Consider the following 18,863-nt stretch of genomic DNA (forward strand, 5'->3'; position numbering starts at 1 on the left):
ATCTCCCCCTTACTTATGAATACGAACTGACACATTCATTCCAGGAACAATATTTACTGATTTACTATGATCTAAAGAAATTTTAACTGGTACTACTTGTGTTACTTTCGTATAGTTCGCTGTTGCGTTGCTTGATGGTAACATAGAGAATGTATTCGCTGTTGTTAATCCAACTTGCTCTACTTTTCCTGATAAAGTTGTATCTGGGTATGCATCTACATACACATCTACATCTTGACCTTTTTGTACATCGTCAACATCTGTTTCTTCAATGTTTGCTGTTACCCATAAATTGTTCATATCAAATGCATAAGCAATTGGGCTACCTGCTCCAACGAAAGCATTTGTTGTTGCATTTGATTGCACAATTGTTGCATTTTGTGGAATTGTTACATCTACTGTTTGTTCTCCATTTGCTGCCGCTACAGTAACAGCACCTAATTTATCATTTTCATTGTAATTCTTTCCTACTTCAGCTTTCCAGTCAGTTAATTTACCTGCTACTGGTGATGCAATCGGAATTACCTTTCCATCAATTTTTGCATTTTCTGTTTTTAAATAATTTTCCGCTTGATTGTAATAGTAATAACCGCCAATACCGCCGCCAACTAGTACAATTAATGTGATAATGTTGATAATCACCATTCTTCGAAACTGATTCATTGCATTCCTCTCCTTATATCGCATATAATTTTTTTCTAAACTATTTACGTCCTTATTGTTTAGAGTGTTTAATTGTTAATTATATTAACTTTTAAACAAAAAAATCACACCATCTGCGGTGTAAATTGAAATTTATCTACCTGCGAGCGGTGCTGATTTCTGAAGGACTATCGTTTATAATTATAAATAATTATTTTGAATCTACAACCGACAATTTAAGTATGAAATGTCGCTTAAACAACAATATAATACCTATATGTTGTTTAAGTATAGAAAATTAAACGAGGGGAAGTAAAAATGTCTATTAAAAATACAAATGATCCACGTGTAAAGCGGACGAGACAACTCATACAGGATGCTTTTGTCGCTTTAGTAGGCGAAAAAGGATTTGATGATGTAACTGTTCAACATATTGCAGAACGTGCTCCTGTAAATCGCGCTACGTTTTATAGCCATTACCATGATAAATATGACCTATTAGACAAAAGCATTGAAGAAATGTTAGAGAAATTAACAGAAGTTATTAAGCCGAAAAATAGAAATAAAGAAGATTTTCAACTTACATTTGATTCACCACATCCGACATTTTTGGCTTTGTTCGAACATATTGCAGAAAATGTGAACTTCTATAACGTTATGCTTGGTGATAAAGCCGCTGGAAACTACTCTTATAAAATGATGAAAACAATACAAACACATTTAACATTAAGCCTGTCTATTTCACAGCCAGATGATAAAGATCTTATGGTTCCTCGTGATATTTTAATTAGTTATGTGACAGGAGCTCATATCGGGATGATTATGTCATGGTTAAAAAGAGGGATGATTTATACCCCGCATTTTATGGCTATGCAATTAACTCGTTTAATCATTTTAGGTGCTCATACTGCTGCAGGATTAGAACGACCTTTTTAAAACATAAAAAAGCGAAGGAAAATCTCCTTCGCTTTTTCTATTAATTAAATGTAATGTTATGTACAGCCTCTTTATCAAGACGTTTAATAACTTCTACAATTAACTTCACTGCATTTTCATAGTCATCACGGTGTAACATTGCCGCATGAGAATGAATGTAGCGCGTTGCAATCGTAATTGCCATAGACGGAATACCATTTGCAGAAATGTGAATTGCGCCTGCATCCGTTCCACCGCCCGCTACTGAATCATATTGATACGGGATTTGTAATTCGTCAGCAACATCAACTACAAAGTCACGTAAACCTGTATGTCCAATAACAGAAGCATCATATAAAATGATCTGTGGTCCATCACCCATTTTACTTTGCGCTTCTTTTGCCGTTACACCTGGTGTGTCACCAGCGATACCAACATCTACTGCGAATGCAATATCTGGTTTAATATAGTTCGCAGATGTTTTCGCACCACGAAGACCAACTTCTTCTTGTACAGTCCCTACGCCGTATACAACGTTTGGATGCTTTTCATCTTTTAATTGTTTTAATACGTCAATTGCAATTGCACAACCAATTCGGTTATCCCATGCTTTTGCAAGTAACATTTTTTCATTTTTCATCACTTGGAATTCAAAGTAAGGTACAACTTGATCGCCAGGTCGTACGCCCCACTCCATTGCCTCTTCTTGGCTAGAAGCACCAATATCGATGAACATGTCTTTAATTTCAACTGGCTTTTTACGCGCTTCTGGAGGTAAGATGTGTGGTGGTTTTGAACCAATTACACCTGTTACATCTCCTTTACGCGTTACAATTGTCACGCGCTGCGCAAGCATAACTTGTGACCACCAGCCACCAACTGTTTGGAAACGAAGGAAACCTTTGTCATCAATTTGCGTAATCATAAAGCCAACTTCATCTAAATGACCTGCAACCATAATTTTCGGGCCGTTTTCTTCCCCTATTTTTTTCGCAACTAAACTTCCTAAATTATCAGTAGAAAGTTCGTCCGCAAACGGCTCAATATATTTCTTCATTACTTCGCGTGGTTCACGCTCGTTACCCGCAATACCACGTGCATCTGTTAATTCTTTTAGCATTGTCAATGTCGCGTCTAATTTTGTCATTGCCAACACCCTCCTTTTTCTTCAGTCACTTCATTATACAAAAGGAAATTGAAATATTCAAAAATTAAATCAGTATCCTTGTGTTTGACGCTGATGATTTACTTCATTTTTATCTAAATATGCCTTTTCAATTTCTTCTTGCTCAAACTCTAGCGCTTGTCCAAGTCGAAGGTAGCTTGTAAATAATTCAATATAGTTCGTAATAGATGGTTGATCTGTAAAACGAATTACTTTCGCATATGTGTCTAAGAAAATTTCTACTTGTGTTTTATTCGTTTGTGCACATTTATAGAATAGGAAGTTTTTATCAATACCTAAATCAATTCCGATTGATAAAATAAAATGCAAGCCATCTACGTATTCTTCTAATATTACTTCACGTTCTGATGCTGGTTTGTTGCTCCAATATTTAAAACAACGTGTTTCATTTGCAAGTTCTCCAATTTCTACAAGAAGAGCTAACATTTTTTCTTTTAACAACTTTTTCGGTTGTAAATCATGCTCTTTTACAATACGGTCATCTAATTCTTTTTGTAATTTAAATAGTTGTAGTAAGTCCATTCTATTGTCCTCCTCCAACATCGCATTTTACGCAACAATGTTGTTTCATCTCAAAGTTCATTATTATTTTTCGTTTCTTATTAATAAGTCAGCCATTTATCTCTTTACAAAATAGCTTGTCCTTAATTTACAAATACGTTTCAATCATCACTATTAGATTGTTCACTCCGATTGGTGATAGTTAATCATTATCCGGGGATTGTCCACTGATAAAAAATTTATTTTATCTGATGAAAGTTCCATATCATCTTTCCATTATAGCAGTGTCGTTTCAGGTAGGAAAGATACTCTTCTTTCCAAAGGGGGATAATTGAAAAAAGCCAGGAGAATTCTCCTGGCTTCATATATATATTCTTCTATATCGCTATAGCTTTTATATTGATTTTGTCATATCGATAACGACATACTTCTCTTTGCATACAAATAAAAAAACCTTAGAAGAAAAATCTTCTAAGGTTTCAACTAATTAATTAGTTAATGTTGTTTTTTGCAACTGTTGCTAATTCAGCGAAAGCTTTTTCGTCATGAACAGCTAAGTCAGCAAGCATCTTGCGGTTAACTTCGATGCCAGCATTTTTAAGACCGTGCATTAAACGGCTGTAAGAAAGACCATTCATACGAGCTGCTGCGTTGATACGTGTAATCCATAATTTACGGAAGTCACGTTTCTTTTGACGACGGTCACGGAATGCATACATTAGAGATTTCATAACCTGTTGGTTAGCAACCTTGAATAATGTACTCTTAGAACCGTAGTAACCTTTTGCTAATTTTATAACTTTTTTACGACGTTGACGAGTAACTGTACCACCTTTTACTCTTGGCATAATATTACCTCCTAATTGTTCTATATATCAGCCGAACTTATTTTAAGTTGTCAAGCATTTGACGAATGCGTTTGAAGTCACCAGCGCTTACTACACCAGCTTTACGTAGTTTACGTTTAGCTTTTGTAGATTTGTTAGCGAATAAATGGCTTGTGTAAGCGTGAGAACGTTTCAGTTTACCTGATCCAGTCTTTTTGAAACGCTTTGCAGAGCCGCGATGAGTTTTTTGTTTAGGCATAGGTATTTCCTCCTCTATCTATTACTTATCGTTTTTCGGTGCTAAAACTAAGAACATACTACGTCCTTCCATTTTAGGCTTAGATTCAATTGTACTAACTTCAGCACAAGCTTCTGAGAAGCGATCTAAAACACGTTGACCGATTTCTTTATGAGTAATGGCACGTCCTTTAAAGCGAATTGACGCTTTAACCTTGTCGCCTTTCTCTAAAAACTTGATAGCATTACGAAGTTTTGTGTTAAAGTCGTGTTCATCAATTGTTGGACTTAAACGAACTTCTTTCATGCTAATTACTTTTTGATTTTTGCGCTGTTCTTTTTCTTTCTTCTGTTGCTCAAAGCGGAATTTACCGTAGTCCATAATGCGGCATACTGGCGGTTTCGCATTTGGAGCAACTAATACTAAATCAAGATTAAGATTTGCAGCTAAGTCTAAAGCGTCATTACGAGACTTGATTCCAAGTTGATCGCCATTTGCACCAACTAAACGTACTTCACGTGCACGAATTTGCTCGTTAATCATCATATCCTTGCTAATAGTAAGCCACCTCCAAGGTTTTTTCAGAACATCTTTTGTAGTCATAGAACCCGACAAAAAAAGTGCGGGCATACGACACCCACACTTGTAAATTCTTAAGTAAGAAATACATTTACCTGTAAACTGCGAATGCGTCCATCAGGTGAGAAGCGGGTGCTTCTACTTGTTCCACAAAACAATATTCTATTATCCTTGATGAGTTTATCATAGGACATGACGTCTGTCAAGAAGACGCTATGTGTTTTACTAACAACAAGAAATATTGTAACAAACAACTAACATACTTGCAATACTTTTTTATGATAAGTATAGTTTGGTTATTTTTTCTAGTTTTTCTTTTTTATAATACATACGAAAGCCGCGGTATACCGCGGCTTTGTCTTATCGTTTTCCTTCTACTTTAATCATATCAACAAAAGCATCTAATGCAATTGTTTCTGATTTTTGTTCACCATATTTACGTACGTTTACGCCGTTTTCAGTTACTTCATTGTCACCTACTACAAGCATGTACGGAATTTTTTGCATTTGTGCTTCACGGATTTTGTAACCAATTTTCTCTTCACGAGTATCTAATTCAACACGGATACCAGCACGACGTAATTCATCTTGTACTTTCTTCGCATAGTCTAAATGTACTTGCGGAGAAACTGGAATTACTTGCGCTTGAACTGGAGCTAACCAAGTTGGGAATGCACCTTTGTATTCTTCAATTAAGAAGGCTACGAAACGTTCCATAGTTGATACAACACCACGGTGAATTACAACTGGACGATGTTGTTTACCGTCTTCACCAACGTAAGATAATTCAAAGCGTTCTGGAAGTAAGAAGTCTAATTGTACAGTTGAAAGTGTTTCGTCTTTTCCAAGAGCAGTACGAACTTGAACGTCAAGTTTTGGACCGTAGAATGCCGCTTCACCTTCAGCTTCATAGTAATCAAGACCCATTTCATCCATAGCTTCTTTTAACATACCTTGTGCTTTTTCCCACATCTCATCATCAGCATAGTACTTTTTAGTATCAGCTGGGTCACGATAAGATAGACGGAATGAATAGTTCTCTAAACCAAAATCTTTGTACACTTCTAGAGTTAAGTTTACAACACGTTTTAACTCTTCTTTAATTTGATCTGGGCGAACGAAAATGTGCGCATCGTTTAAAGTCATTCCGCGTACACGTTGTAATCCAGATAATGCTCCAGACATTTCATAGCGGTGCATTGTTCCAAGTTCCGCAATACGGATTGGTAATTCACGGTAGCTGTGAATATCATTTTTATAAACCATCATGTGGTGAGGGCAGTTCATTGGACGAAGAACTAACTCTTCATTATCCATTTCCATTGATGGGAACATACCATCACGGTAGTGATTCCAGTGACCAGAAGTTTCATAAAGCTCTCTGCTTCCTAGTACTGGAGTGTATACGTGATCATAGCCTAAGCTTGCTTCTTTATCAACGATGTAACGCTCGATAATGCGGCGGATAGTTGCACCTTTTGGTAACCAAAGTGGTAAACCTTGTCCTACTTTTTGGCTATTAGTAAATAGTTTTAATTCTTTACCTAATTTACGGTGATCGCGCTCTTTCGCTTCTTCAAGCATACGTAAGTGCTCATCTAATTCTGCTTTCTTAACGAATGCAGTACCGTAAATACGTTGTAGCATTTTATTATTGCTATCGCCGCGCCAGTAAGCACCTGCAACGCTTAATAATTTAAATACTTTAATTTTCCCTGTAGATGGAAGGTGAACACCACGGCAAAGGTCGAAGAATTCGCCTTGCTCGTAGATTGAAATAACTGCATCTTCTGGAAGATCGTTAATTAAATCTAATTTTAACTCATCGCCGATTTCTTCAAAGCGACGAAGTGCTTCTGCACGTGGCACTTCATGACGAACGATTTCTAAGTTCTCGTTCACAATTTTTTGCATTTCTTTTTCGATTTTCTTGAAGTCTTCAACTGTAATTGCTTCTTCCATATCAATATCGTAGTAGAAGCCATTTTCAATCACTGGACCAATGCCGAGCTCAAGCTTAGCATCTTTATATAAACGTTTTAACGCTTGTGCTAATAGGTGGGCTGTTGAATGGCGTAAAATGTATAAGCCATCTTCAGAATCTAATGTAATAATAGAAACTGCACCATCTTCTTCGATTGGTGTAACAAGATCGATCATCTCATCGTTTAATTTTCCAGCCACAGCTTTTTTCTTTAAGCCTGGGCTAATAGAAGCTGCGATTTCTTCAGTTGTTACGCCTTTTGGAAACTCCTTCACAGCTCCATCAGGGAAAGTAATTTTAACTACATCTGCCATCACTGGTCACTCCTCTTTTTTTCAAAATAAAAAACACTCATCCCGTAAAAAGGGACGAGTGTTGAATTCGTGGTTCCACCCTTGTTCCAATTAACATTATTGTTAATTGCTCAAGTTCAACATAACGGTGTTGTCCGTTAGCAATTACTAGAAAAAACCGTTCACTGCTAAAGTTTAGAGGTGGTAAGTAATAATCCCGTACTAGGAAGCTCACACCCTAAGGCTTCCCTCTCTGAAAATCGTAGAAAACTACTCATGTCCTCATCATGACATTTCAATATATTTCATTTATGTAGGTAATTATATGCTCAAAAACTTAGAAAATCAAGGGCGTTACCTTTATTTTTTAAATTTTTCACATTGCGCTCAAACTCATGTAATCCATGTAATTGGACCCGTTCTTGAAATACATTTCGCAAAGTAATAATCATATTATGGTCTTGTTCTTTCGTATATAAATAAATTTTTTTCGGCGAAATAGAAAGAAGTGGTGCAATTACTTTCGTATCAATATATACATCCTTTTGCTTTAATAATTCCTCGTCTATATATTGGACCAATTTCTCCTGTTTTAAACGTCTACCTTTATCATCATAGAAAATAAAACTTTCATCAAAAATAAGATGCACACAGGACAAACGTGATTTTCGGCTGCGCACTTGTTGCCTTAGCGTCTCAATAAACATTTGATATTCTTGTTCCAACTTATACTCATCAATCGACAATTCAGCAAGCTTAGCTACCATTTCCCTATATGTACGAAGGCGAAAACGAACATATGATGAAAACGAGAACGAAAGCGGATCACAAAGCCAGTTATTTAAAGAAGATTTAATATATGATTCAAATGTGTGACGTGTTAATTCACGAGCAATCCCTTTTCTTCTTCCCTTTAAAATCTCTTGTGCCATATGCAATATTTGATGACACTCTTCCTCTTCTTCATAAAAAAACTTCTCTTTTAAGATTGTATAAATCCACTTATTTTGCTTTACATTCACAATGAAACATACCATTACCGGCAATAAAATCTTTTCAATATAATTCGATTCACATACTGGTATGTGAATCACCACTTTTTGTTCCTGTAAATACACACTCGTTTCCTTATATAACAGTTCCGCTCTTTTCAATAGTTGTCTATATACATGCATAGCATCATTTTTTTCTTCGAAGCAAATTTCAATCACTTTTGTCCCCCCTTTTATCCCTGCTCTAAAGGATTGTATCTATACGTTACAAATCCTATAAGAGTCCGTCCCGCGTGAAGTTCACTCTTAGTAGAATTACATTTCCTATCGTTAGAAAATCCACTCAATATGGCTTGCTAATTTTATATATATTAAGGGGGGGAGAAAAAAATGATACAAGCTACAATGAATTTTCTATAAGAAGTTTTTCGTTTTGCAATTCACCTATTCTGAAAAGTGTTCAAAACGAAAAAAGAGCAAGCTTTTCAGCTTACTCTTTACTTATGACGTCGGTTTTTCCCGCCAATCGGAATCGGCTTCGCTAAATATTTAATTCGTTCCATAATACGTGCTGCTTTCATTTGTTCTGCTTCACCACGCTGTGTATACGTTAAATGATGTTCCAATTCCTTGAAATCAAAGTTAGACGTAAAGAACGTCGGTAAGTTTTCTAACATACGGAATTGCAAAATTGCACCAAGCACATCGTCACGCACAAAACTTGACATCGCTTCTGCTCCGATATCATCTAACATTAAAACTTGTACGCGTTTCACCGCATCAATCTTTTCCCCAATCGAATTATCTTGAATCGAACTTTTAATTTCACGTAAAAATTCAGGGAAGTATACGAGCATCGAACTTATTTTCTTTTGAGCAAGTTCATTCGCCATTGCTCCTAACAAATACGTTTTCCCTACACCAAATTTACCGTACAAATATAAACCTTGTACTTTTTTACCAGGTTCATATGTACTTAAAAATTCATTAGCTGCACCAATTGCATCAATACGCGCATCTAAATCTGAAGGATCTAAGTTTTCCATCGTTGCCTGTAAAATGTCAGTTGGCATATATACACTTTGAACGAGTTTTTCATATTTCTTTCTCTCGTCATATGCTACTTTTCTAACGCAACGATCGTATTGAATATCAATCATCTTCCCTTGGATAACGAGCTTTGGCTCATATCCTTGCAGCATGTTTTTACACGAACCTAGATCCGGACAATCCGCACAACCTACACTTTGTCCAATATATTCGTATAACTTCACAAGGCTGCGCTCAATCATAGAAGTTGTTACTTCACCTTGATGTTCGTCTATAAATTCTTTCACACGCGGATGCGCCATTACTTCCGCCTTTAATACTTCATATCTATTTTTAAAATTTTTATTTTCCATTAACTTTGCAAATGAATTTTGAATATGCTCCATTTTCTCACCTCAAAGAGCGTTCATTCTCTTCTATTAATCACGCTTATATTTTTTTAACACTTCTTCTAGTCGTTTTCGTTCATCATCTAACGTACTTGCATCTTTTTTCTTACTTACATCTTTCTTCACTGTTTCTTTCTCTTGTTCTTTCGGCTCTTCTTTCAGCCAATCTGGTACCATTTCTTTTCTTATCGTTTTCTTCGACGTACGGCCTTTTTTCTTCGTCTCAGCCCATTCTTGATATTGACGGTTTTCTTCTTTCGCTAACGCCATTGCTTCAGCTACTGTACCGACCTTTTTACGTGCCCAATGCCCAGCAATTTTCTCCACATACGTTTTCGCAAGCTTCATATCTGAGCGTAGCATAACGTAATAAATAAGTACATTCACAACACCTGGCGTTAATTTTTGATTGATCATTACATCTTCAACGATCTGCAAGTCAGCCTTTGTCGCCTCTGCACCACCAGAGATTTCTTTTAATAGTTGTTTTGGTGAGATTTCCTCTAACTGTTTTATTAACATCTCTTCTTGTGTAGAAGGCTCTTTTCCTTCCATCATACGTGCAGCGTGAGGTTGTACTCTTTCACTTAATACAGGTAACGCTTGACCGTTTTCGAACTGATACCAATCACGTGCTCCTTTTCTAAGCCTTTCGGTATCAATTGTCTGCATCTCTGTCACCGTACCAAGAACGATATTTTGCATCGATAACACATCTACATCGTACACGTAAGCAAGTGTAATGACACATTCTCGCACTTGATCTGTAATCGCCTTTTTAGGGACAAGAGCGGACAAGCCATCTACAAATAAGGAGAAATCAAAGAAATCATTCCAAACTTTTGGAGCGTCTCCCTTCTCGTTACTTGGCATAGCTGTCGTTTTTGGAATACGAAGATCTTCTTGCGCATGCTCAAGCTGTCCTGGATTAAACGAACCAAACACATCATTGAAAGAACGCGTAACATTTTCATAAGAAGCAAAATCAAATTCTTCTTCTAAGAAATATTGCTTTACTTGATTATATTTTGTCCGACTCAATCGATTGTATAAAAAGATGCTTAACACAATATCATCAAAAAACTGCTTCGGAGATAAAGGTGGTTGCAATTCATATATAAACATTCGAATATCTTTTTCTTTCTTAATATATACCTTCAAAAGCCCAATTGCTTCTAACTTTACTCGTTCCTCATATATTTCGGGAAGCTGCATCTGCATGGTCACCATAAGGGAATGATGTGTATTCTCTTTTCCAAACACACGATCTTGCTCTAACTCTCCCCATAGCGTCATGTACAAACTAAAAGCTCTACTACCTATTAACGGCTGATACAACATCGTTAACACTTTTCGGTCGTAATTATGCAATAACCCTTTCGCACTTACTTTATAACGATCAATTGGCAATAGCTCCATCCATGACTGTTTTTCCATTCTTGCTTTTCCTTTCTCTCATCCAATCTATCCTCTACTTCATTCGTTCTATCTTCATTATATAATTGCTTAGCGAAAAAGAGCTATTAGCTTTCGCTTCTAGCTCTCTTATCTCATTACTACGGTATGTAAAGAGAATAAAATACAACTTCTACTCTCTTTCTTTTTGCAGTATATCTTTTAATTCTTCAATAAATACATTTAAATCTTTAAATTGGCGATATACAGAAGCAAAACGCACGTAAGCAACATCATCAATATCACGCAGTTCTTCCATAACAATTTCACCAATCATATCACTTTTCACTTCTGATATACCTAAATTACGAAGTTCACGTTCCACACTTTGAGTTACTTCTTCTAATTGTCTTAAAGATACTGGTCTTTTTTCACACGCTTTAATTAAGCCGCGCAAAATCTTTTCTTTATTAAATTCTTCTCGTGTGCCTTCTTTTTTTACAACGATAAGAGGTGACTCTTCTACTCTTTCAAATGTCGTAAAGCGACTTAAACAACTTTCACACTCTCTCCTTCTTCGAATAGAGCGCCCCTCGTCTACCGGACGCGAATCTAACACTCTTGTACCATTATGCGAACAGGATGGACAACGCAATATATTCACTCCTTTACACTATACTCTTTATTTTTTCTCTACTTACTTCATCTGACAATATATATACAATATTATATAACTCATTCTAACTCTCTTACCACTTTAAGTTTAAGCACATTATTTTATCATCTCGTTTTCAAAAATAAGATGGTAGATGGGGTGCTAACTTATTCGTAAGAGCTCAATTTATCTCACTAACGAGTACGTTATATTTTTCCTTTTTTATAAACTAAAAAAGAGGTGCATTATACACCTCTTTACATTTTAAATCAATTATGTTCTTTTTTAAAGAGCTTTTGTTTCTCTCTGCTTAATTTCGAAGCTACCAGTGCCTCGAGGAAGCTCGATGCTCTCACGCGTTTTCGCGTTTAAACCTTCTGCAATATATTCTGCAGCAACATTTGGATCAATACGATCCCCACAAGTATAAACATCAATACTTGCGTAACCGTGCTCCGGAAAGCTATGAATTGTTAAATGTGATTCCGAGATAATTACTACTCCACTTACACCTTGTGGTGCAAATTTATGGAAAGCAACCTCACGCACTTCAGCACCAGCTCTCAGTGCTGCATCCACAAATAATTGTTCAATATACGGCATGTCATTAAGCTTGTCGAAATCGCAATCCCAAAGTTCAGCGATTACGTGACGACCCATCGTATCCATAGTATCCATTCTACAGTTCCCCCTTGTAAATTTATTCTAACTGTTCGAATTGAAAACTAATTTGCAATTTGGCTTGCTCCACTACCACGGGGGAAAGTTAGTCCAGAGAGGTCCTAACCCTTTAAGTAGTGACTACGTACCTCAGCTCTTAAGTTTACGAGTGTTAGTATACTTTGTTTATTTTCATTTTGCAACAACAGTTTTTTCGATTTTCTGTCATATTTTCCTCTTTACTTTTCCCTAAAAAAAATAAATGATTCACAAATACAGTAATCACAACGTTTCGTGGTATGTCCACTTTCAAAAATATACTCCTATAATTTTTTTCCTTTTCAGAAAAAAATAAAAAAAGAGGGCAAATATTCACTTGCCCTCTCCCTTATTCACTTAAATATGTTGCACATTTTTTTGTTTCGCTAATTCGTCAACAACTAACGTTACAAGATCTACAACACGACGAGAGTAGCCCCACTCGTTATCATACCAAGCAAGTACTTTCACTTTACGATCACCCATTACCATTGTAGATAAACCATCAATAATAGCTGAGTGTGTATTTGTATTAAAGTCAATAGATACTAAAGGCTCTTCGCTGAATTCTACAATGCCTTTTAACGCACCGTTTGCAACAGTTTTGAATGCTTCATTAATAGCTTCAACTGTCACATCACGTTTTACATCTACTACTAAGTCAACAAGAGACACGTTTGGCGTTGGTACACGAAGTGCCATACCATGAAGTTTTCCGTTTAAGTGCGGAAGAACTTTTGCAAGCGCTTTCGCGGCACCTGTCGTTGTCGGAATGATTGATTGTCCGCAAGCACGTGCTCTTCTTAAATCTTTATGTGGGTTATCAATATTTTTTTGGTCATTTGTATAAGCGTGAACAGTTGTCATTAAACCGTTTTCAATTCCAAACTGCTCATCTAACACCTTAACAACAGGCGCTAAACAGTTTGTTGTGCAAGATGCATTTGAAATAACAGTATGTTTTGTAATATCTAATTGGTCTTCGTTCACACCAACTACAATTGTTACATCTTCATTTTTACCAGGCGCTGTTAAAATAACTTTTTTCGCTCCAGCTTCAACATGAAGAATTGCTTTTTCTTTTGAATTAAATTTACCAGTTGCTTCAATTACAACTTCAACACCTAAATCTGTCCAAGGCAATTCCTTTGGATCGCGGTTGTTTAAAAGGCGAATCATTTTCCCATCAACTAACAAGTGATCTTCAAATGCTTCTACTGTTCCGTCAAACTTGCCGTGAACTGTATCATATTTAATTAAATGTGCTAACGTTTCAGATGGATAGCTTGCATTGATTGCTACAATTTCGAATGCGCTTTCTTTTATTGCCTGACGAAATACCATTCTCCCAATACGTCCAAATCCATTAATTGCCACACGAGTCATAATATGTTATCCCCCTTGAATGCGTTATACTATTTATCTCCAATCCCAATAATAGTATAACACAAAAAGGGGATATGTCACTAAGCATTTTCATTAATTTCACAATTTTTTAGTCAATAATGTTCCAATTCTTTAAAATCACCTGTAATTGTGTTTTCGTTCCCATAATTGTGCCATCATTATTTATCACTTCATCTGCATTCTTCACTTTTTCTTCTAACGGCATTTGAGATTGAATACGAGCTGTTGCTTCTTCTTCTGAAAAATTATTTCGTTTCATTAAACGTTCTAATTGCGTATGTGGCTTAACCGCTACAACTAATACGCGGTCAACGAGACTTGTTAATTTGCTTTCAAATAAGAGAGGTATATCTAACACAACCGCTTGCATACCTTCCTTTATGTACTTTTCCTTTTGTGTATTCATTTCCTCACGAACTGCAGGATGAACGATTTTATTTAACTGCAATCGTTTTTCTTCATTATAGAAAACGACACTTCCTAATTTCGGGCGATCCAATTCTCCATCTTCTTGTAATACTTCCGTTCCAAACACTTCTACAATTTTGTTATATGCTGGTTTTCCTCGTTCTACAACTTCTCGCGCAATAATATCTGCATCAATAACTGGTATACTCAGTTCACGAAACATTTGAGACACTGTACTTTTTCCACTTGCAATGCCTCCCGTTAATCCAATTACTACTGTCATCATAATCCTCCTCACAATATAAAAGGCGCGAAACTAATGTTCCACGCCCATACTTACATTTTCCAAATTCCAATAATAATGAGTAATACCCCAGGCAGGAATGTAAATTTTTGTAACCATTTCATATTTGATAAAACCGTGCCAAGTTTCATTCCAATAAATAAAAACAAAGAACTCATAACCGCAACTAATATTGCCATCATAGCGGGCGCATATCCTAATAAAGATGCACCAATTCCAGCACCGAACGAATCTATAGAAAGAGCGATACCAAGAAGTAACGCTTCTCCTGCAGAAATGGTGCCTGATTTATCAAAATCTGCAACAGTCGGTTTCCGTAAAATTTGAATCACTAGCCCGAGCGAAGCAATTTCTAATTTCCAAACCTTCTCCTCTTGCTTTGGTTCTTCTTTTTTCTCACTTCGAAAAAATTGATATAATACCCAAATTCCTATTCCAATAAGAACAAGCCCACCGATACGCGTTGCGATAACAGGTGAAAATATTTTCGCGATCATATGTCCAATTCCCATTGAAACAAGCATAACAGCCGCTGAACACATTCCGATAATTATAATTGATCTTAGTGGAATTCTTACGCTTCTTAAACCATATGTTAGCCCTACACTACAGCTATCTAAGCTTAATGTAAAAGCTAATAAAATAAGAGATAAATAAAGGTACATCGGTAAGCTCCTCCCTTATACATAGCCCTGCTGTATGTATATGACAAATGCCTATCCAATGTTATCTCTTTTCTATATTCTCGGCTGACAAATCGGGCAGTAATGCGTTCCTCTTCCGCCAACAACTGTTTTTTCTAATATCGTACCGCAAGTCACACATGGTTCTCCTTTTTTTCCGTATACATTTAGAAGTTCTTGGAATGAGCCAATTTGCCCTTGCGAATTCATATACGTTCGAATTGTACTTCCGCCTCGCTTCACTGCTTCACCTAACGTTGTAACAGTCGCCTCGTAAATTCGTTCAATTTCTTCTGCTGTTAAAGACGAAGCTTCTCGTTCCGGATGAATTTGAGAACGGAATAAAACTTCATCTACATATATATTTCCAAGCCCTACTAAAAGACGCTGGTCTAATAATACGACTTTTATTTTACGATTGGTCTTTTGCAATCTTTCTTGTAAATACTGCGGTGTCAATTCAGCATCAAACGGCTCCGGACCTAAGTCAGCAAGAGGCATTTGATTCAATTCTTCACCTTTCTTAAAGAGATGCATCGTACCAAACTTTCTCACATCTTTATAATGTAATTCAGTTCCATCTGTAAATAAGAAACGGACGTGTGTATGCTTATCAATTGGCTCATCCTCTTGATGCAGTAAAAACTTACCTTCCATACGTAAATGTGAAACAATAACATAATTCGTTACATATAAAAGCAAAAACTTTCCTCTTCGCTTTATATTTTCAATCTTCTCGCCTCTTAGCATTTCTTTAAAGATTTCTGCATCATCCGGACGTTTTACTATTTTTGGATAAGTAATAATGACATCTTCAATCGTTTTTCCTGTTACAAGATTTTCAAGCGTCCGCCTAACATTTTCAACCTCTGGTAATTCAGGCATTTCATCACTTCCTTATTTTGCGTCGTACCAAGTTGGACCGTAAGAATAATCAACTTTCAGCGGAACCGCGAGTTCAATCGCATGCTCCATTACTTCAGGTACAAGCTTCTCTAATTTTTCAATTTCTTCTTTTGGTGCTTCAAATATCAATTCATCGTGTACTTGCAGAAGTAGACGCGCCTGTAATCCTTCTTCTTCTAGACGGTCTGCCATAATAATCATCGCTTTTTTAATAATATCTGCTGCAGTCCCTTGAATTGGTGTGTTCATAGCCGTACGCTCAGCAAAGCTACGTAAATTGAAATTACGACTCGTAATTTCCGGAATATAACGGCGGCGATTTAATAATGTAGCCACATACCCTTTTTGTTTCGCATCTTTTACGATGTCACTCATGTATTCTTGTACACCAGGGAAACTTTCTAAATACTTTTCAATAAATTCCGCTGCTGCTTTTCTTGTAATTCCTAAGTTTTGTGAAAGACCATAATCACTAATACCATATACAATCCCGAAATTGACAGCTTTCGCTTGTCGTCTCATATTCGAAGTTACTTCATCTTTTTCAACGCCAAATACATCCATCGCTGTTTTCGTATGAATATCCATGTCATGTTGGAACGCTTCAACTAGCCCTTTATCATTTGCAATATGAGCTAATACGCGAAGTTCAATTTGTGAATAATCTGCCGCATACATAATCCATCCTTCTTCTGATGGAACAAATGCCTGACGAATCTTTCTTCCTTCTTCTAATCGAATCGGGATATTTTGCAAGTTCGGATCCGTTGAACTTAATCGACCTGTTTGCGTTAATACTTGATTGAAACGAGTATGGATTTTAGATGAATCTTCATGTACAACTTTTAATAAACCTTCAATATAAGTTGAATTTAGTTTCCCTAATTGACGATAATGTAAAATGTTTGGAATGATTTCATGGCGATCCATAAGCTTTTCTAGTACATCTGCTGACGTAGAATAACCTGTTTTCGTCTTTTTAATAACTGGTAAGTTTAAGTTCTCAAACAGAATAACACCAAGCTGCTTCGGTGAATTAATATTAAATTCTGTTCCCGCAAGCTTATAAATTTCCTGTTCCATTTCCTTTAATCTACCTGCAAGTTCTTCTCCCATATTACGAAGACGCTCCGTATCAACTTTTACACCTTTTACTTCCATATCAGCTAATACACGCGCAAGTGGTAATTCTAACTCTGTAAACAGTTCATATTGCTCATTCTTTTGTAACTCTTCAACGAATGTTTGCTTTACATCATATAATACGTGCACTTTACGAGCTACATGCTCCGCTACTACTTCTAGCTCTGGAACAGCACGCTTCGCACCTTTTCCGTAAACTTCTTCATCAGATTTCACAGCATGTGTTTCTTTCATTTTTGCTACAGTACGGAAATCTTTATCCGTATCAGCCGGGTCAAGTAAATAAGCAGCGATTAGTAGATCAAAGTCAATCCCTTGCATATCTATCCCGTTCCATTTAAGTGCAACGATTGCGCGCTTCGCATCAAATGTATACTTTCTCATTTCTCCATCTGCAAGCCACTCTTTAAAAGCGTCTGACTTAAGAGCAATTTCTGTTTGAATAAAGTAACAGCCATTTTCATTTTGAATACCAAAACCTTGAATGTCCGCTTTATGATAGTTATCTTCTTGTACTTCAACAATAAGCGCACTATCTTGCACTAGCATTTCTTCTGTAACTTCTTCCACAATATCAAATGTAATATCATCTAATTCAGCTGGAGTCGTTTCTTCTGGCGTAACACCTAATTTATTTAAAAGTGATGTAAATCCTAAATTCTCGAACATTGGAATCACATCACTTGCTTCATACCCTTTATACTCCATATCATCCACATGCACTGTAATCGGCGCATCTGTAATAATAGTTGCAAGATCTTTACTCATAAGAGCTTGGTCTTTATTTGCTTCTAGCTTTTCTTTTAATTTCTTCCCGCTCACTTGATCTATATTTTCATACACTGCCTCGACCGTTTCAAACTGTGTTAACAATTTAATCGCAGTTTTTTCACCAACTCCTGGTACACCTGGAATATTATCTGACTGGTCTCCCATTAAACCTTTCATATCGATAATTTGCTTTGGTGATAAGCTGTATTTCTCAAATAAAGCTTCTTTCGTATATTCATCCACTTCTGTAATCCCTTTGCGTGGAATACATACGAGTGTATTATCTGAAACAAGTTGCAGTAAGTCTTTATCTCCTGAAATAACTTTTACATGAAACCCTTGTTCACTCGCTTCTTTCGCTAACGTCCCCATAATGTCATCCGCTTCATAATTTTCTAATTCATAACGCGGTACGTTGAATGCATCAAGCATCTCACGAATAAACGGGAATTGCTCTGATAATTCAGGTGGAGTCTTTTGACGTCCTCCTTTATACTCACTATACGTTTTATGACGGAATGTCGTTTTACCCGCATCAAACGCTACTAACATATGCGTTGGTTTTTCTTCCTCTAATATTCTCATTAACATCATTGTAAAACCGTAAATTGCGTTCGTATGTATACCTTTGTCGTTATTTAAAAGCGGTAGTGCAAAGAAAGCACGATACGCGATATTGTTACCATCTACTAATACGACCTTTTTTTCCAAACCAGAAACCTCCCCATACAAATTTGAAATGATTTTTTTCACAGAAAAAAAACCGTTCCTTTCCTCTCTCTATATTAACATGACTAATAGAGAGAAGAAAAATAACGGCTATTTTCTATCATATATATAAACGTTTACTAACATAAAAGGGAAGTGACGAGAACAGCATAACTATTCTCGTCCAA

The 18,863-nt window shown here is 36.4% G+C and carries 18 protein-coding genes and 2 other annotated features; of the genes, 1 reads left to right on the forward strand and 17 read right to left on the reverse strand.

All coding sequences use genetic code 11. The features are described 5' to 3' along the window. Window positions 1–9 precede the first annotated feature (9 nt). On the reverse strand, window positions 10–663 hold the full coding sequence (locus tag AC1DMU_RS23175) for an HlyD family secretion protein (RefSeq protein ID WP_001071411.1): 654 nt from the start codon (window positions 661–663) through the stop codon (window positions 10–12). Window positions 664–960: 297 nt separating this feature from the next. Between AC1DMU_RS23175 and AC1DMU_RS23180 the strand changes: the two genes are divergently transcribed. Next, window positions 961–1,578 (forward strand): TetR/AcrR family transcriptional regulator, encoded by a 618-nt coding sequence (locus tag AC1DMU_RS23180; protein WP_048544339.1) that lies wholly within the window; start codon window positions 961–963, stop codon window positions 1,576–1,578. 40 nt (window positions 1,579–1,618) lie between these two features. Here AC1DMU_RS23180 and AC1DMU_RS23185 read toward each other — a convergent pair whose 3' ends face one another. From AC1DMU_RS23185 to polA, 16 genes are all read right to left on the reverse strand, one after another. Further along, window positions 1,619–2,704 carry a M42 family metallopeptidase gene (locus AC1DMU_RS23185; protein ID WP_048544341.1) on the reverse strand — a complete coding sequence of 362 codons (1,086 nt, stop codon included), beginning with the start codon at window positions 2,702–2,704 and terminating at the stop codon, window positions 1,619–1,621. A 69-nt stretch (window positions 2,705–2,773) separates the two neighbouring features. Continuing rightward, on the reverse strand, window positions 2,774–3,265 hold the full coding sequence (locus tag AC1DMU_RS23190; RefSeq protein ID WP_000365057.1) for a dUTP diphosphatase: 492 nt from the start codon (window positions 3,263–3,265) through the stop codon (window positions 2,774–2,776). A gap of 470 nt (window positions 3,266–3,735) precedes the next feature. Beyond that, on the reverse strand, window positions 3,736–4,092 hold the full coding sequence (rplT, locus tag AC1DMU_RS23195) for a 50S ribosomal protein L20 (RefSeq protein ID WP_001138364.1): 357 nt from the start codon (window positions 4,090–4,092) through the stop codon (window positions 3,736–3,738). Between the two features lie 37 nt (window positions 4,093–4,129). Then, window positions 4,130–4,330: a 50S ribosomal protein L35 gene (gene rpmI / locus AC1DMU_RS23200; RefSeq protein ID WP_001125946.1), complete on the reverse strand. Its 201-nt coding sequence runs from the start codon at window positions 4,328–4,330 to the stop codon at window positions 4,130–4,132. A gap of 21 nt (window positions 4,331–4,351) precedes the next feature. Then, on the reverse strand, window positions 4,352–4,855 hold the full coding sequence (gene infC / locus AC1DMU_RS23205) for a translation initiation factor IF-3 (RefSeq protein WP_000973214.1): 504 nt from the start codon (window positions 4,853–4,855) through the stop codon (window positions 4,352–4,354). A gap of 62 nt (window positions 4,856–4,917) precedes the next feature. Next, window positions 4,918–5,038: a sequence feature (ribosomal protein L20 leader region), on the reverse strand. Window positions 5,039–5,248: 210 nt separating this feature from the next. Next, window positions 5,249–7,186 carry a threonine--tRNA ligase gene (gene thrS / locus AC1DMU_RS23210; RefSeq protein ID WP_000786074.1) on the reverse strand — a complete coding sequence of 646 codons (1,938 nt, stop codon included), beginning with the start codon at window positions 7,184–7,186 and terminating at the stop codon, window positions 5,249–5,251. A 47-nt stretch (window positions 7,187–7,233) separates the two neighbouring features. Further along, window positions 7,234–7,463, reverse strand: a binding site (T-box leader). Window positions 7,464–7,494: 31 nt separating this feature from the next. Beyond that, complete coding sequence (ytxC, locus tag AC1DMU_RS23215; RefSeq protein ID WP_088064546.1) at window positions 7,495–8,376, reverse strand: putative sporulation protein YtxC; 882 nt, start codon at window positions 8,374–8,376, stop codon at window positions 7,495–7,497. A gap of 278 nt (window positions 8,377–8,654) precedes the next feature. After that, on the reverse strand, window positions 8,655–9,593 hold the full coding sequence (gene dnaI, locus AC1DMU_RS23220) for a primosomal protein DnaI (protein ID WP_000400114.1): 939 nt from the start codon (window positions 9,591–9,593) through the stop codon (window positions 8,655–8,657). 33 nt (window positions 9,594–9,626) lie between these two features. Next, window positions 9,627–11,033: a replication initiation and membrane attachment family protein gene (locus AC1DMU_RS23225; RefSeq protein WP_087985378.1), complete on the reverse strand. Its 1,407-nt coding sequence runs from the start codon at window positions 11,031–11,033 to the stop codon at window positions 9,627–9,629. Window positions 11,034–11,184: 151 nt separating this feature from the next. Next, window positions 11,185–11,646: a transcriptional regulator NrdR gene (nrdR, locus tag AC1DMU_RS23230; protein WP_001203687.1), complete on the reverse strand. Its 462-nt coding sequence runs from the start codon at window positions 11,644–11,646 to the stop codon at window positions 11,185–11,187. Window positions 11,647–11,931: 285 nt separating this feature from the next. Then, a complete protein-coding gene (speD, locus tag AC1DMU_RS23235) occupies window positions 11,932–12,315 on the reverse strand; it encodes an adenosylmethionine decarboxylase (RefSeq protein ID WP_002003660.1) in 384 nt (127 codons plus the stop codon). A 387-nt stretch (window positions 12,316–12,702) separates the two neighbouring features. Continuing rightward, complete coding sequence (locus AC1DMU_RS23240; protein ID WP_000198978.1) at window positions 12,703–13,731, reverse strand: glyceraldehyde-3-phosphate dehydrogenase; 1,029 nt, start codon at window positions 13,729–13,731, stop codon at window positions 12,703–12,705. Window positions 13,732–13,840: 109 nt separating this feature from the next. After that, on the reverse strand, window positions 13,841–14,443 hold the full coding sequence (gene coaE / locus AC1DMU_RS23245; protein WP_088064547.1) for a dephospho-CoA kinase: 603 nt from the start codon (window positions 14,441–14,443) through the stop codon (window positions 13,841–13,843). Between the two features lie 53 nt (window positions 14,444–14,496). Next, a complete protein-coding gene (gene ytaF, locus AC1DMU_RS23250) occupies window positions 14,497–15,129 on the reverse strand; it encodes a sporulation membrane protein YtaF (protein ID WP_000281739.1) in 633 nt (210 codons plus the stop codon). Window positions 15,130–15,201: 72 nt separating this feature from the next. After that, window positions 15,202–16,032 (reverse strand): DNA-formamidopyrimidine glycosylase, encoded by an 831-nt coding sequence (gene mutM, locus AC1DMU_RS23255; RefSeq protein ID WP_087985380.1) that lies wholly within the window; start codon window positions 16,030–16,032, stop codon window positions 15,202–15,204. A 12-nt stretch (window positions 16,033–16,044) separates the two neighbouring features. Then, complete coding sequence (gene polA, locus AC1DMU_RS23260; RefSeq protein WP_048544346.1) at window positions 16,045–18,678, reverse strand: DNA polymerase I; 2,634 nt, start codon at window positions 18,676–18,678, stop codon at window positions 16,045–16,047. Window positions 18,679–18,863 lie beyond the last annotated feature (185 nt).

The organism is Bacillus sp. 01N45, from assembly GCF_056399205.1.

Coding starts and splice junctions, on each gene's coding strand:
- speD (WP_002003660.1), bottom strand. CDS start 12,315: ATGGATACGATGGGTCGTCACGTAATCGCTGAACTTTGGGATTGCGAT.
- AC1DMU_RS23225 (WP_087985378.1), bottom strand. CDS start 11,033: ATGGAAAAACAGTCATGGATGGAGCTATTGCCAATTGATCGTTATAAA.
- rpmI (WP_001125946.1), bottom strand. CDS start 4,330: ATGCCTAAACAAAAAACTCATCGCGGCTCTGCAAAGCGTTTCAAAAAG.
- AC1DMU_RS23180 (WP_048544339.1), top strand. CDS start 961: ATGTCTATTAAAAATACAAATGATCCACGTGTAAAGCGGACGAGACAA.
- rplT (WP_001138364.1), bottom strand. CDS start 4,092: ATGCCAAGAGTAAAAGGTGGTACAGTTACTCGTCAACGTCGTAAAAAA.
- ytaF (WP_000281739.1), bottom strand. CDS start 15,129: ATGTACCTTTATTTATCTCTTATTTTATTAGCTTTTACATTAAGCTTA.
- mutM (WP_087985380.1), bottom strand. CDS start 16,032: ATGCCTGAATTACCAGAGGTTGAAAATGTTAGGCGGACGCTTGAAAAT.
- AC1DMU_RS23240 (WP_000198978.1), bottom strand. CDS start 13,731: ATGACTCGTGTGGCAATTAATGGATTTGGACGTATTGGGAGAATGGTA.
- thrS (WP_000786074.1), bottom strand. CDS start 7,186: ATGGCAGATGTAGTTAAAATTACTTTCCCTGATGGAGCTGTGAAGGAG.
- AC1DMU_RS23185 (WP_048544341.1), bottom strand. CDS start 2,704: ATGACAAAATTAGACGCGACATTGACAATGCTAAAAGAATTAACAGAT.
- AC1DMU_RS23190 (WP_000365057.1), bottom strand. CDS start 3,265: ATGGACTTACTACAACTATTTAAATTACAAAAAGAATTAGATGACCGT.
- infC (WP_000973214.1), bottom strand. CDS start 4,855: ATGATGATTAACGAGCAAATTCGTGCACGTGAAGTACGTTTAGTTGGT.
- AC1DMU_RS23175 (WP_001071411.1), bottom strand. CDS start 663: ATGAATCAGTTTCGAAGAATGGTGATTATCAACATTATCACATTAATT.
- dnaI (WP_000400114.1), bottom strand. CDS start 9,593: ATGGAGCATATTCAAAATTCATTTGCAAAGTTAATGGAAAATAAAAAT.
- coaE (WP_088064547.1), bottom strand. CDS start 14,443: ATGACAGTAGTAATTGGATTAACGGGAGGCATTGCAAGTGGAAAAAGT.